This is a genomic window from Streptomyces sp. NPDC058052, from assembly GCF_042885515.1.
Taxonomy (GTDB): Bacteria; Actinomycetota; Actinomycetes; order Streptomycetales; family Streptomycetaceae; genus Streptomyces.
Genome location: NZ_JBHVRX010000033.1, coordinates 52,355 through 65,652, shown reverse-complemented (window position 1 = coordinate 65,652; position 13,298 = coordinate 52,355). Strand labels below are relative to the sequence as shown.

Annotated in this window: 12 protein-coding genes; 9 read left to right on the top strand and 3 right to left on the bottom strand. The window is 72.4% G+C overall.

Going from position 1 to position 13,298, the window contains the following annotated elements:
- Positions 1-37: 37 nt before the first annotated feature.
- From ACFVU3_RS32760 to ACFVU3_RS32730, 7 genes are all read left to right on the top strand, one after another.
- Positions 38-769 carry an SCO family protein gene (locus tag ACFVU3_RS32760; RefSeq protein ID WP_390072006.1) on the top strand — a complete coding sequence of 244 codons (732 nt, stop codon included), beginning with the start codon at positions 38-40 and terminating at the stop codon, positions 767-769.
- Positions 766-1,218: a copper chaperone PCu(A)C gene (locus tag ACFVU3_RS32755; protein WP_390072004.1), complete on the top strand. Its 453-nt coding sequence runs from the start codon at positions 766-768 to the stop codon at positions 1,216-1,218. The genes ACFVU3_RS32760 and ACFVU3_RS32755 overlap by 4 nt, the downstream gene beginning before the upstream one ends.
- Before the next feature lie 21 nt (positions 1,219-1,239).
- Entirely contained in the window at positions 1,240-3,195 is a 1,956-nt protein-coding gene (locus ACFVU3_RS32750) for a copper resistance CopC/CopD family protein (protein ID WP_390072002.1), read from the top strand.
- On the top strand, positions 3,196-4,515 hold the full coding sequence (gene efeB, locus ACFVU3_RS32745; protein WP_390072000.1) for an iron uptake transporter deferrochelatase/peroxidase subunit: 1,320 nt from the start codon (positions 3,196-3,198) through the stop codon (positions 4,513-4,515). It abuts the gene before it with no gap.
- Between the two features lie 90 nt (positions 4,516-4,605).
- On the top strand, positions 4,606-5,541 hold the full coding sequence (gene pheA / locus ACFVU3_RS32740) for a prephenate dehydratase (RefSeq protein WP_376597886.1): 936 nt from the start codon (positions 4,606-4,608) through the stop codon (positions 5,539-5,541).
- A gap of 466 nt (positions 5,542-6,007) precedes the next feature.
- The gene (gene serS / locus ACFVU3_RS32735) at positions 6,008-7,297 is read left to right on the top strand and encodes a serine--tRNA ligase (RefSeq protein WP_390071998.1); all 1,290 of its coding nucleotides are present in this window, start codon (positions 6,008-6,010) and stop codon (positions 7,295-7,297) included.
- Entirely contained in the window at positions 7,294-8,100 is an 807-nt protein-coding gene (locus tag ACFVU3_RS32730; protein WP_390071996.1) for an HAD family hydrolase, read from the top strand. The genes serS and ACFVU3_RS32730 overlap by 4 nt, the downstream gene beginning before the upstream one ends.
- Before the next feature lie 133 nt (positions 8,101-8,233).
- Here ACFVU3_RS32730 and ACFVU3_RS32725 read toward each other — a convergent pair whose 3' ends face one another.
- A complete protein-coding gene (locus tag ACFVU3_RS32725; protein ID WP_390071995.1) occupies positions 8,234-8,905 on the bottom strand; it encodes a rhomboid-like protein in 672 nt (223 codons plus the stop codon).
- A gap of 72 nt (positions 8,906-8,977) precedes the next feature.
- Positions 8,978-10,381: a dihydrolipoyl dehydrogenase gene (lpdA, locus tag ACFVU3_RS32720; protein ID WP_390071993.1), complete on the bottom strand. Its 1,404-nt coding sequence runs from the start codon at positions 10,379-10,381 to the stop codon at positions 8,978-8,980.
- A gap of 158 nt (positions 10,382-10,539) precedes the next feature.
- Between lpdA and ACFVU3_RS32715 the strand changes: the two genes are divergently transcribed.
- Together ACFVU3_RS32715 and ACFVU3_RS32710 are read left to right on the top strand one after the other, a co-directional pair.
- Positions 10,540-11,283 (top strand): FadR/GntR family transcriptional regulator, encoded by a 744-nt coding sequence (locus ACFVU3_RS32715; RefSeq protein WP_390071991.1) that lies wholly within the window; start codon positions 10,540-10,542, stop codon positions 11,281-11,283.
- On the top strand, positions 11,280-12,551 hold the full coding sequence (locus ACFVU3_RS32710; RefSeq protein WP_390071990.1) for a CynX/NimT family MFS transporter: 1,272 nt from the start codon (positions 11,280-11,282) through the stop codon (positions 12,549-12,551). Before ACFVU3_RS32715 ends, ACFVU3_RS32710 begins: the two co-directional genes overlap by 4 nt.
- A gap of 19 nt (positions 12,552-12,570) precedes the next feature.
- On the opposite strand, the gene ACFVU3_RS32705 is transcribed toward ACFVU3_RS32710, so the two are convergent.
- Positions 12,571-13,290, bottom strand: a complete 720-nt coding sequence (locus tag ACFVU3_RS32705; protein WP_390071988.1) for an ABC transporter permease — start codon at positions 13,288-13,290, stop codon at positions 12,571-12,573.
- Between the last annotated feature and the right edge of the window lie 8 nt (positions 13,291-13,298).

The window sequence follows — 13,298 nt, the reverse complement described above, 5'->3', positions numbered from 1 at the left end:
GCCCAGCACGCCCAGCACTCCGAAAGACAGTCATCGCATGTCCACTGAGAAGACGTCCCCGTCGCAGCGCGACGGGGACGGCACCACCGGCCGCCCCGGGCGGCGCACCCCGCTGATCGTCGCCGCCGTCGCGATCGTCGCCGCCCTCGGCATCACCGCCGCGGTCGGCCTCGGCGGCGACGACACCAAGGACACCTCGTCCGGCGTCGTGCAGCTCGAGGGCACCACGGAGAAGGCCCAGGCGGCCACCGTCCTCGACCGCCCGTTCACCAAGCCCGACCTCGTCCTCACCGACACCAAGGGCGAGACGTACGACCTGCGCGAGCGCACCAAGGGCAAGCCGACGCTCATCTACTTCGGCTACACCCACTGCCCCGACGTGTGCCCGCTGACGATGAGCAACATCGCCATCGCCAAGAAGCAGCTCCCCAAGGCCGACCAGGAGAAGCTCCAGGTCGTCTTCGTCACCACCGACCCGGAGCGGGACACCGCGGCCTCGCTGGCCAAGTGGCTGCCCGCGGCCGGCGACGCGACCTTCACCGGTCTCACCGGCGACTTCTCCAAGATCCAGGCGGGCGCCCGCTCGATCGGCATCGGCATCGACCCGCCGAAGAAGGAGAAGGACGGCACCGTCGTCTCCATGCACGGCGCCCAGGTCGTCGCGTTCTCCCCCACCACCGACCAGGGCTACGTCCTGTACGGGGAGGACACCACCGTCGACGACTACGCCAAGGACCTGCCGAAGATCATCAAGGGGGAGAACCCGTGACCCGCCGCACCACCGCCCTGTCCGCCGCCGTGGCCCTCGCCGCCGCCCTCGCGCTCACCGGGTGCTCGTCCGACGGCGGGAAGCCCCAGCTGAAGGTCAGCGGCGCCTACATGCCCCAGCCCGTGATGGACATGGCCGGCGGGTTCCTCACCATCGAGAACACCGGGGACACCGCCGACAAGCTGACCTCGGTCACCAGCCCGCTCTCGGACGACGTCACCATGCACGAGACGAAGAACCAGAAGATGCAGGCGGTGACGGCCTTCGACATCCCCGCCAACGGGGAGCTGAAGCTGGCCCGGGGCGGCAACCACCTCATGTTCATGGAACTGAAGTCGCAGCCGAAGCAGGGCGAGAAGGTCAGCGTCGAGCTGCACTTCGAGAAGGCCGACCCGATCACGGTCGAGGTCCCGGTCGAGGCCGCCAACCACAACCCGCAGCAGCACTGAGCTCGTTGACGGAGTGACACAGTGACGACACCCACCGCCCCGCGCCTCGGCACCGCCCTGGCCCGGCTGCTCGTTCTCGCGGCCGCGCTCCTGGGCGTGCTCCTCGCCGGCGCCGCCCCCGCCTCCGCGCACGCGGCCCTGACCGGGAGCGACCCGAAGGACGGGGCGGTGGTCGCCACCGCCCCCGAGGAGGTCGGCCTCACCTTCTCGGAACAGGTCGCGATGAGTCCCGACTCGATCCGGGTCCTCGACCCCTCGGGCCGGCGCGCCGACACAGGCGAGATCATCGACCTGTGCAGCGGCGCCGTCGTCAAGTACGGCGTGGCCCTGCGGGCCGGTCTGCCGGACGGCACCTACACCGTCGCCTGGCAGACCGTCTCCGCCGACAGCCACCCCATCGCCGGGGCCTTCACCTTCTCCATCGGCGCCCCCTCCGCCACCTCGGTCGCCCTGCCCGCGCAGGCGGCGGGCGGGGGGATCGTCGGCGCCCTCTACGGGATCGCGCGCTATCTGTCGTACGCGGGCTTCGCCGTCCTCGTCGGCGGCGGCGCCTTCGTGCTGCTGTGCTGGCCGCGCGGGGCGGGCGTCCGGCCCGTGCAGCAGACCGTCGTACGGGGCTGGCTCACCCTCACCGGCGCCACCCTGGTCATGCTGCTGCTGCGCGGCCCGTACACCGGTTCCGGCAAGCTCGCCGACGTCTTCGACCTGGCCGGGCTCCAGGCCGTGCTCCAGACCAAGACCGGGGCCGCGCTCTCCTCCCGGCTGCTCCTGCTCGGGGCGGCCGCGCTCTTCGTCGCCGTCCTCTTCGGCGCGTACGCCCGGCGCACCGACCCGAAGGAGCGCAAGGACCTCGCCTTCGGCCTGGGCCTCGGCGGCACCGTGGTCGCCGCGGGCATCGCCGGCACCTGGGCGCTGGCCGAGCACGCCTCCACCGGCATCCAGCCGGGCGTCGCCATGCCCGTCGACGTCCTGCACCTGCTCGCGGTCGCCGCCTGGCTCGGCGGGCTCACCACCCTGCTGGTCGCCCTCTACCGGGCGCCCTCGGTGGAGCGCGCGGCGGTCGAGCGCTTCTCCCGCGTCGCCTTCGTCTCGGTCGCCGTCCTGGTGGCCACCGGCCTCTATCAGTCCTGGCGCCAGGTCGGCTCCTGGTCCGCCCTCACCGGCACCCGGTACGGGCAGCTGCTCCTGGTCAAGATCGGCCTGATGGGCGTGCTCGTCGGCATCGCCTGGATATCCCGCCGCTGGACCCAGCGCCTCGCGGAACGGACCGCCGGACCGGGGGACGCGCCGGACACGGCTCCCACCCCGGAAGCCGACACGGAGACGGACCCGGACTCCGGCGAAGAGGAGCCTGAGGAGCAGGCCCCCGAGGAGGCGCCGGAGCAGGCGCCGGACGCCGAGCGGGCAGCTCAGCTCGCCCGGCAGCGCGCCGCCGTGGCCACCGCGCGGAGGAAGAAGGCGCGTGACGCGGACCCCGAGCGGACCGGGCTGCGCCGCTCGGTGCTGACCGAGGCCGCCGTGGCCGTCGTCCTGCTCGCCGTGACCACCGTCCTCACCTCCACCGAGCCCGGCCGCACCGAGGAGGAGGCCGGCCGCACCGGCGGGACGACGGCCGGCTCGGCCGCGGTGCCCGACCGTCCGGTGGACATCCGGCTCCCCTTCGACACCGGCGGCGTGGACGGCAAGGGCGTCGTCCGGCTCAGCCTCGACCCCGGCCGCACCGGCGCCAACGCCCTGCACCTCTTCGTGGAGCGCCCCAACGGCAAGCCGCTGGACGTCCCCGAGATCAAGGTGAACCTCACCCTGGAGGAGAAGGGCGTCGGCCCGCTGCCCGTCGCCCCTGACCGGATCCAGACCGGTCACTGGAGCGCGAGCGGCGTGCAGCTCCCGCTGCCCGGCGAATGGCGGATCCAGGTGACGGTCCGTACCTCCGAGATCGACCAGACCACCATCGAGAAGAACGTCAAGATCGGCTGAATGCCCGTGAGCAACCCCGTGACCGGCCCCGCGCCCGACAACGCCTCCGCCTCCGCGTCCGACGGCGGCCACCTCGACATCTCCCGGCGCCGGCTGCTCGGCACCGTCGGCGCGGCGGGTGCGGCCGGCCTCGTGATCGGCGCCGCCGGCGGTGCCGGGATCGCGGCGGCCGTCTCCGAGGACGGCTCCGCTCCCGGGGCCGGCGGCTCCCGGGCCCTCACCTCGGTCGGGGCCACCGAGGTGATGTTTCACGGGAAACATCAGCCCGGCATCACCACCCCGCTCCAGTCGCGCGGCCATCTCGTCGCCTTCGACCTCGCGCCGGGCGCCGGCCGCAAGGAGGCCGCCGCGCTGCTGCGCCGCTGGTCGGCGACGGCGCGGACGCTGATGGCCGGGGAGGCCCCGTCGGGGGACACCGGGATCGCGCTGGACGCGGGCCCGTCCTCCCTCACCGTCACCTTCGGCTTCGGGCGGACCTTCTTCGACCGGACCGGGCTGACCGCCCGCCGCCCGACGCAGCTCGACCCGCTGCCCGCCTTCTCCTCCGACGCGGTCGACCCGAAGCGCTCGGAGGGCGATCTGTGGGTGCAGATCGGGGCGGACGACGCCCTGGTCGCCTTCCACGCGCTGCGCGCGCTCCAGAAGGACGCCGGGGACGCGGCCCGGGTGCGCTGGCAGATGAACGGCTTCAACCGTTCGGCCGGGGCGACCGCCCGGCCGATGACGGCCCGGAACCTGATGGGCCAGGTCGACGGGACCAACAACCCGAAGCCCGCCGACTCCGACTTCGACCGGCGGATCTTCGTCCCCGCCGGAGCGACCGGCGCCCAGGACTGGATGGCGGGCGGCTCGTACGCGGTCGTGCGCCGGATCCGGATGCTCCTGGACGACTGGGAGGGGCTGCCGCGGGATGCCCAGGAGCGGGTCATCGGCCGCCGCAAGGCGGACGGGGCGCCGCTGTCGGGCGGCTCGGAGACCACCCCGCTGGACCTGAACAAGAGGGGTCCGGACGGGAAGCTCGCCGTCGCCGACAACGCCCACGCCCGGATCTCCGCCCCCGAACAGAACGGCGGTGCGGCGATGCTGCGCCGGCCCTTCTCCTTCCACGACGGGATCGGCGCGGACGGCACCCCGGACGCGGGGCTCCTCTTCGTCTGCTGGCAGGCCGATCCGCTGCGCGGCTTCGTGCCGGTGCAGCGCAAGCTCGACCGGGGCGACGCGCTGTCCCCGTTCATCCGGCACGAGTCGAGCGGGCTCTTCGCGGTGCCGGGCGGGGCCGACGAGGGCGAGTACGTCGGCCGGCGGCTGCTGGAGGGCTGAGGGCCGCCGCGGGGCCGGGGCCCGGGCCGCCGCCTGTTTGAGGGCTGAGACGGGACGGGCCCGGGCGCCGGGGCGCATTAGGGTGACGGTATGTCCGCCACCCGGTACACCTACCTCGGCCCCGAAGGCACCTTCACGGAGGCCGCGCTGCGGAGCCTGCCCGAGGCGGCCACGCGGGAGCTCGTCCCCATGGTCTCCGTCCCGGCCGCGCTCGACGCCGTACGGAACGGGGAGGCGGCCGCCGCGCTCGTGCCGATCGAGAACTCGGTGGAGGGCGGCGTGACGGCGACCCTCGACGAGCTGGCCTCGGGCGAGCCGCTGATGATCTACCGCGAGGTGCTGCTGCCGATCGCCTTCGCCCTGCTCGTGCGCCCCGGGACCTCGCTGTCGGACGTCAAGACGGTGACGGGCCACCCGGTGGCCCAGCCGCAGGTGCGCAACTGGCTGCGCAAGCATCTGCCGGAGGCGGTGTGGGAATCGGCCGCTTCGAACGCGGACGGGGCCCGGCTGGTCCAGGAGGGGCGCTTCGACGCGGCCTTCGCCGGCGAGTTCGCGGCGGCCACGTACGGCCTGGAGGCACTGGTCAAGGAGATCCACGACGCGGAGAACGCGGAGACGCGGTTCGTGCTGGTGGGCCGGCCGGCCCGGCCGGCGGCGCCGACCGGCGCGGACAAGACCTCGGTGGTGCTGTGGCTGGGTGACGATCATCCGGGTGCCCTTCTGGAACTCCTCCAGGAGTTCGCGGTGCGGGGGGTGAACCTGATGCTGATCCAGTCCCGGCCGACGGGGGCGGGGATCGGCAACTACTGCTTCGCCGTGGACGCCGAGGGCCATGTTTCGGACCGCCGGGTCGGCGAGGCGCTGATGGGTCTGAAGCGGATCTGTCCGCAGGTGCGCTTCCTCGGCTCGTATCCGCGGGCGGGCGCGTCCCGTGCGGACGTCAGGCCGCTGCGGCGGGGGACCTCGGACGAAGAGTTCACGGCTGCCTCCGACTGGCTGGCGAGGGCCCAGGACGGCAGGGCCTGACCGCGATACTGACCGACCGGCGCACCTCGTGCGTCCGGTCGTCCACAGGCAGGCATCAATAGTCCTACCTGCATACTTTTCAGTTTCTCCCCACGGTTATCCACAGGTCCTCGGCGGAAGCTGGGGACAAGTCGACACCCGCCGCCGACAAGGTCGACAAATCACCCCCGTCACTCCTCGCGCGCATGCCCTCCATCCACAGGGCCCACAGGGCCCCGCGTCAGAGCGACCCCGCGACACTCACCCTCCGGAGCGAGGGATTCCCCTCGAAATGAGTGCGCGAATGGGGTTTGATCACGCAATTCGGAGGCGGGGAGCCCGGAATCCACAGAACTTCCGCACACCCTGTGGATAACTCGATTCCGTGGAATTCCCAGGACCCCAACAAGAACCTCAATTCGGGCATACCCGCACGCGCCCGCATATCCGGTGGGGTCGCGCGAGCGCACACCGGTAGCCTGGTGGGGTGATTGACCTTCGCCTGCTCCGTGAGGACCCCGACCGTGTTCGCGCCTCCCAGCGCGCCCGTGGAGAGGACGTCGGCCTCGTCGACGCCCTGCTCTCCGCCGATGAGCGGCGCAGGTCGTCCGGCGTCCGCTTCGACGAGCTCCGTTCCGAGCAGAAGTCGCTCGGAAAGCTGATCCCCAAGGCCACCCCGGAGGAGCGCGCCGAGCTCCTCCAGCGGGCCGAGCAGCTCAAGACCGACGTCAAGGCCGCCGAGGCCGAGCAGAACGAGGCCGACGAGACGGCCCGTGCGCTCCTCCTCCGGCTCGGCAACATCGTCCACCAGGACGTGCCGGTCGGCGGCGAGGAGGACTTCGTCGTCCTGGAGACGCACGGCACCATCCGCGACTTCGCGGCCGAGGGCTTCGAGCCCAAGGACCACCTGGAGCTGGGCGAGGCGCTCGGCGCCATCGACGTCGAGCGGGGCGCCAAGGTCTCCGGCTCGCGCTTCTACTACCTGACCGGCGTCGGCGCCCTCCTGGAGCTCGCCCTGGTCAACGCGGCCATCGCGCAGGCCACCGAGGCCGGCTTCATCCCGATGCTCACCCCCGCGCTGGTCCGCCCGCGCGCCATGGAGGGCACCGGCTTCCTCGGCCAGGCCGCGGAGAACGTGTACCACCTGGAGAAGGACGACTACTACCTGGTCGGCACCTCCGAGGTCCCGCTCGCCGCGTACCACATGGACGAGATCATCGACGCCGACAAGCTGCCGCTGCGGTACGCGGGCTTCTCGCCCTGCTTCCGCCGCGAGGCCGGCACGTACGGCAAGGACACCCGCGGCATCTTCCGCGTCCACCAGTTCGACAAGGTCGAGATGTTCTCGTACGTCGCGCCCGAGGACGCGGAGAACGAGCACAAGCGGCTCCTGGACTGGGAGAAGCAGTGGCTCACCTCCCTGGAGCTTCCCTTCCAGGTGATCGACGTCGCCACCGGCGACCTCGGCTCCTCGGCCTCCCGCAAGTTCGACTGCGAGGCGTGGATCCCCACCCAGGGCAAGTACCGCGAGCTGACCTCGGCCTCCAACTGCGACGGCTTCCAGGCCCGCCGCCTCTCGGTCCGCATGCGCGAGGAGCAGGGCGGCAAGAAGACCGTCCAGCCGCTCGCCACGCTGAACGGCACGCTGTGCGCGGTTCCGCGCACCATCGTCGCCATCCTGGAGAACCACCAGCTCGCCGACGGTTCGGTGCGCGTCCCGGAGGTCCTCCGGCCGTACCTGGGCGGGCGCGAGGTCCTGGAGCCGATCGCCAAGTGAGCGCCTTCCCCTACCGCCTGGTCGCGACGGACCTCGACGGCACGCTGCTGCGGGCCGACGAGTCCGTCTCGGCCCGCACCCGGGAGGCACTCGCCGCGGTGACGGCGGCGGGCGCCGCGCACATCGTCGTGACCGGCCGGGCCGTGCCCTGGACCCGGCACATCCTCGACGACCTCGGCTACGAGGGGATCGCGGTGTGCGGCCAGGGCGCGCAGGTCTACCACGCCGGCGAGCACCGGCTGCTGACCTCGCTGACCCTGGACCGGCAGCTCGCCGGGCTCGCCCTCTCCAAGATCGAGGCGGAGGTCGGCCCGCTGGCGCTGGCCGCGAGCCGCGACGGCCTGGAGGGCGAGGTCCTGATGGGCCCCGGCTACCGGGCGCAGGAGGGCCCGCTGCCGTACGTGCCGTACGAGGACCCGGCCGAGCTGTGGGCGGCGCCGCTCACCAAGCTCTACGTCCAGCACCCGGTGATGACCGACGACGAGCTGACGTCCGTCGCGCGCGCCACCGTCGGCGGGCTGGTCGACGTGGTGATGGCGGGCCCGGGGATCGTGGAGATCCTGCCGCTCGGTCTGAGCAAGGCCACCGGCCTCTCACTGGCGGCGCGCCGGCTCGGGATGAAGGCGGCGGACACGATCGCCTTCGGCGACATGCCCAACGACATCCCGATGTTCGGCTGGGCCGCGCGCGGGGTCGCGATGGGCAACGCGCACGCGGAACTGCGGGCGGTCGCGGACGAGGTGACCGCCTCCAACGAGGAGGACGGCATCGCGGTCGTCCTGGAGCGCCTGCTGGCGGGCTGACCCGTCCGGGAGATTCCGTGCGAAGGCCCGCTCCCCCTGGGAGCGGGCCTTCGTCGGTCGCGGCCCGCGCGGACCATGGGTCCGCGCGCTCGAAGCGGCCGCCACCGGGGGATCCCCCGTGTCCCCCGCACAACTAGTGTGCTCCGGGCCCCCGTTCGGGTGCGAACGGTTTTCCGTGCGCGGGATGCCGGGTGAGCGGGTAGCAGGCCAGGCCGACCGCCAGCGACAGGGCGTGCCCGAGGTCGGTGTACGTACGGTTCGTGAGCAGCGGGACAAGGAAGAAGGCCACCACGCCTGCCAGGTAGGGCAGGCGCCAGGGCCGGGCGATCCGGTAGGCCAGGATTCCGGCCGAGGCGGCGAGGCCGTAGCTGACGCCGATGTCGACGACGTGCGCCATGCTCCGCGGCACGTGGTGGTCGCGGATCGCCAGGAGGACGACCTGCTGGCTGACGAGGGTCGCGACGATGTGCGCGGTGGCGACGGTGAACAGCCACTTGGCCGTGCCCAGCCAGCGCTCCACGGGGGCGTGCAGGACCTCGAGGAGCACCGCGTACAGCAGCAGGTCCGCCGGGTTCTGGATCCAGAACGCGCTGCCGAGCAGCGCGCGGACCGGGTGGTGGGCGAGCTGGTGGAGGTTGCTGCTGTTCCGGTGGAGGAAGTACGCGTCCAGACCGGCCGGGGACAGCGCGAGGGTGAGGCTGGTGACCGCGATGACCGCGAGCCAGAGATGCGTGCCGGGTGACGAACGCGCCCACGACCTGATCGGTCGGGACGGTTCGCCACCCGGGAAGGTTTCGCTCGGCACTTCTCAGTGCCTATCACCTGAAGCCGTGGAAGACCCGTGAGGCCGGGCGGGGCCTCGGGGAACGACCGGGTCTCAGAAGTTGATCATGTGGCCGGCGATGCCGTGGACGGCCTCCTTGACGGCCTCGCCCAGCGTCGGGTGGGCGTGGACGTTCCGCGCGACCTCGTGGACGGTGAGGTCCCACTGCTGCGCCAGGGTCAGCTCGGGCAGCAGCTCGGTGACGTCGGGGCCGATCAGGTGGGCGCCGATGATCTCGCCGTACTTCGCGTCGGCGACGATCTTGACGAAGCCGGTGGAGTCGCCGAGGCCGTGCGCCTTGCCGTTCGCCATGAAGGGGAACTTGGCGACCTTGACGTCGTAGCCCTTCTCGCGGGCCTGCGCCTCGGTGTAGCCGAAGCTGGCGATCTGCGGCTGGCAGTAGGTGGCGCGCGGGATCATGACGTAGTCGAGCTCCATGGTCTCGGCGTCCGCGATGGTCTCGGCGGCGATGACGCCCATGGCCTCGGCGGTGTGCGCGAGCATCAGCTTGGCGGTGACGTCACCGATGGCGTAGATGTTCGGCACGGAGGTGCGGCAGCGGCCGTCGACGTCGATGGCACCGCGCTCGGTGAGGGCGACGCCGGTGTTCTCCAGGCCGTAGCCGGAGACGTTCGGGGCGAAGCCGATGGCCTGGAGGACCTTGTCGGCCTCCAGCACCTTGCTCGCGCCGTCCTTGCCGGTGACGGTGACGCGGACCTGCGGGCCGGACTCGTCGATGGCCTCGACGCGGGTCGAGGTGAGGACGTCGATGCCGAGCTTGCGGTACTGCTTCGCCAGCTCCTTCGAGACCTCCTCGTCCTCCAGCGGGGCCATCCGGTCGAGGAACTCGACGATGGTGACCTTGGTGCCGTAGTTGTTCAGCACGTACGCGAACTCGATGCCGATGGCGCCGGCGCCGGCGATGACGATCGACTTCGGGGCGTCCTCGGCGAGGATCTGCTGCTCGTACGAGACGACGCGGTCGCTGAGGGCGGTGCCGGGCAGCAGGCGCGGGGTGGCGCCGGTGGCGATGATGCAGTTGTCGAAGGTGATCGTCTGCGTCGTGCCGTCGGCCTTCGCCACCTGGAGGGTGTTCGCGTCGAGGAAGGTGCCCCGGCCGTCGAACTCCGTGATGCCGTTCTTCTTCATCAGGAAGTGGACGCCCTTGACGCGGCCGTCCGCGACCGTGCGGCTGCGGCGGTAGGCGTCGCCGTAGTCGAAGGTCACCGTGCCGTCGACCTTGATGCCGAAGGTCTTGGCCTCGTGGTTGAAGATGTGCGCCAGTTCGGCGTTGCGGAGCAGCGCCTTGGTGGGGATGCAGCCGACGTTCAGGCAGACACCGCCCCAGTACTTCTCCTCGACGACCGCGACCCGCTTGCCCAGCTGGGCGGCGCGGATGGCGGCGACGTAGCCGCCGGGGCCAGCTCCGAGTACGACGACGTCGAAGCGGTCTGACATGACTGACTCCCGAAGGTGATGAGGGTGTTCGGTGCACGTACGAGCCCACAGTAGTCCGGTCGCCGGGCGGTGCCCCGGTGACCGTGAGCACTCCTGTGGATTACTTGTAGGATGACTGGGCAACCGGGTGAATCAGGTGTTATGGAGGGACGAAGCGGATGGCGGCACTGAGAGCGGCGGGGCGCACCTCGCTGGTGGACTCCGCGGTGGAGCAGCTGCGGGCCCAGCTCGCCGAGGGCGAGTGGTCCGTCGGTGACCGCATCCCGACCGAGCACGAGCTGGCCCAGCAGCTCGGCGTCGGCCGCAACACCGTCCGCGAGGCCGTCCGGGTCCTGGTCCACTCCGGGCTCCTGGAGTCCCGGCAGGGCAACGGCACCTTCGTCCGCTCCACCGCCGACCCGGCCGCCGTCCTGCGCGGGGTCCGGCACGCGGGCGCCCGTGACGTCCTGGAGCTGCGGACCGCCCTGGAGGCGGAGGCGGCCCGGCTCGCGGCGGAGCGGCGGGACACCCACGACCTGCTGCGGCTGCGGGCCGCCCTGACCACCCTGCGCGAGGAGGGCGACCGGGACGCCGACGCGGACCTCGCCTTCCACCTCGCGGTGGTCGCCGCCACCCACAACGCGGCCTTCATCGAGGTCTACCGCTTCTTCTCCACCCAGGTCCACGAGGTCCTGGTCGAGGCGCTCGGCGACCGCGCGATGCCGCCGGTCGACATCGACGCCCACGAGGCGCTGGTCGCCGCCGTCGAGTCGGGCGACGCGGACGCGGCCGAGCGCCAGGCGCGCGAGCTGCTGCGGATCCCGGCCGAGACGGTGGCGGCGCTCATGGAGGAGACGGCCGCCGGCCCGGAGAACGGGGCACGGGAGACGGCCGCCGGCCCGGAGAACGGGGCACGCGCGTGAGGGGGACGGAAACGGGCCCCGCGCGCGTGCTGGTCGACGCCGAGGCCGACGTACGGCCCTCGTCCGCGGGCGCGGCCGCGCGGCGGGCGCTGCTCGCCCATCCGGTGCTGCTGCTCGCCGGGATCGTGCTGGCCTCGCTCAACATGCGGGTCGCGCTCGCGAGCGTGGCCCCGCTGGTCGGTGAGATGGCCGGGAGCTTCGGGCTCTCCTCGACCGCCGGGTCGCTCATCACCTCGATCCCGGTGCTCTTCCTGGGCCTCGGCGCGCTGGTCGCGCCCTGGCTGGGGCGCCGCTTCGGCGCCGAGCGGACCGTCCTCGCCGCGCTCCTGCTGCTCGCCGCCGGCATCCTGGTGCGGCTGCTGCCGTCGGTGGCCGCGCTGTACGGCGGCGGCGTCCTCGTCGGCACCGCCATCGCCCTGCTCAACGTGCTGATGCCGGGTCTGATCAAGCGGGACTTCCCGGACCGGGCCGCCGCCATGACCTCCGTCTACACGGGCGCGATGGTCGCCGGCGCGACGGTCGCCGCGGCGGCGGCCGTGCCGCTGGAGGAGGCGCTCGGCGGCGGCTGGCAGGGCTCCCTCGGCTTCTGGTCGCTGCTCGCCGTCGTGGCGGCGGCGGCCTGGCTGCCGCAGGTGCTGATCGCCCGGGGCCGTACCGGCCACGAGGTACGGGCCGTACCGGCCGCCGGCGCCGCTCCGGTGCGGGTGTGGCGCTCGCCCCTCGCCTGGCAGGTGACCCTCTTCATGGGCCTGCAGTCGCTGTGGTCGTACGTGCTGATCGCCTGGATGCCGACGATCTTCACCGACCACGGGATGAGCCGCTCCGAGGCCGGTGTGGTCTTCGCCTTCAACAACCTGATCCAGATCGCCGGGGCCTTCGCGGTGCCGCTGCTCGCGGGCCGGATGCGCGGCCAGCGGCCGCTGGTGGTGCTGGTGACGACGATGGTCGCGGCCGGCTACGCGGGGCTGCTCGTCGCCCCGGCGGAGGGCGCCTGGCTCTGGTCGGCGGTCCTCGGCGTCGGCCAGGGCGGGGCCCTGGGGCTCGCCCTGACCCTGATCGTGCTGCGGACCAAGGACGCCCCGACGGCCGCCCGGCTCTCGGGGATGTCCCAGACGGTGGGCTATCTGATGGCCGCCGCGGGTCCGCTCGCGGCCGGGGCCCTGCACCAGGCGACCGGTTCCTGGACGCTGCCGATCTCGCTGGTGCTCGCCGTCTGCGCGGCGGCCGCGGGCGTCGGCCTGCTCGCCGCCCGCGACCGTACCGTCTGACGCTTCGTCCGGACCGGTTCTACTCCTCGCCGGCCAGCGTCAGCGTGCGCAGCTTGTGGCCGGCGAACCAGGTGGCGCCGAGGGTGACGACGACCAGGAGCACCGACGCCGTCGGCAGCGCCACGTCCGAGGTGATCAGCCCCTCGCCGGTGACCTTCTCGGCGAGGGCGAGCGCCCACTGCTGCACGCTGAGGGTGCGGGCGCCGGCGATCAGGGAGCCGAACAGGGCCTCCCAGACCAGGGCGTAGACGAGGCCGATCACCACGGCGTGCCGGCTGACCGTGCCGAGCAGCAGGAAGAGCGCGCTGTAGGCGATGGAGGCGACGAGCGCGGCGACCATGTAGGCCACGGCGACCTGCTGTCCGTTCCCGTTCAGGATGAAGCCGGCGATCAGCGTGGGCACGGCCGAGAAGGCCATGGTCACGGCGATGGCCACGATCAGCTTGGTGGTGATGATCGTCGTCCGCTTCACCGGCTTGGAGAGCAGGTAGACGATGGAGCCGTCGTCGATCTCCGGGCCGATCGCGCCCGTGCCGGCGATGACACCGATCAGCGGCACCATCGTGGCGAGCGCGAAGCCGCCGAGGAGGTCGGCCGCGACCTGGTCGTCCGCGCCGTTGATGACGCGGACGGCCGTGGCGATGAGCAGGAGCAGCCCGGGCAGGAGGAAGAGGATCGCCGCCCGGCGGCGGCCGAGGAGGGCCCGGTAGGTGAGCCGGGCGACCGTGGGGTCGTACATCGGGGTCG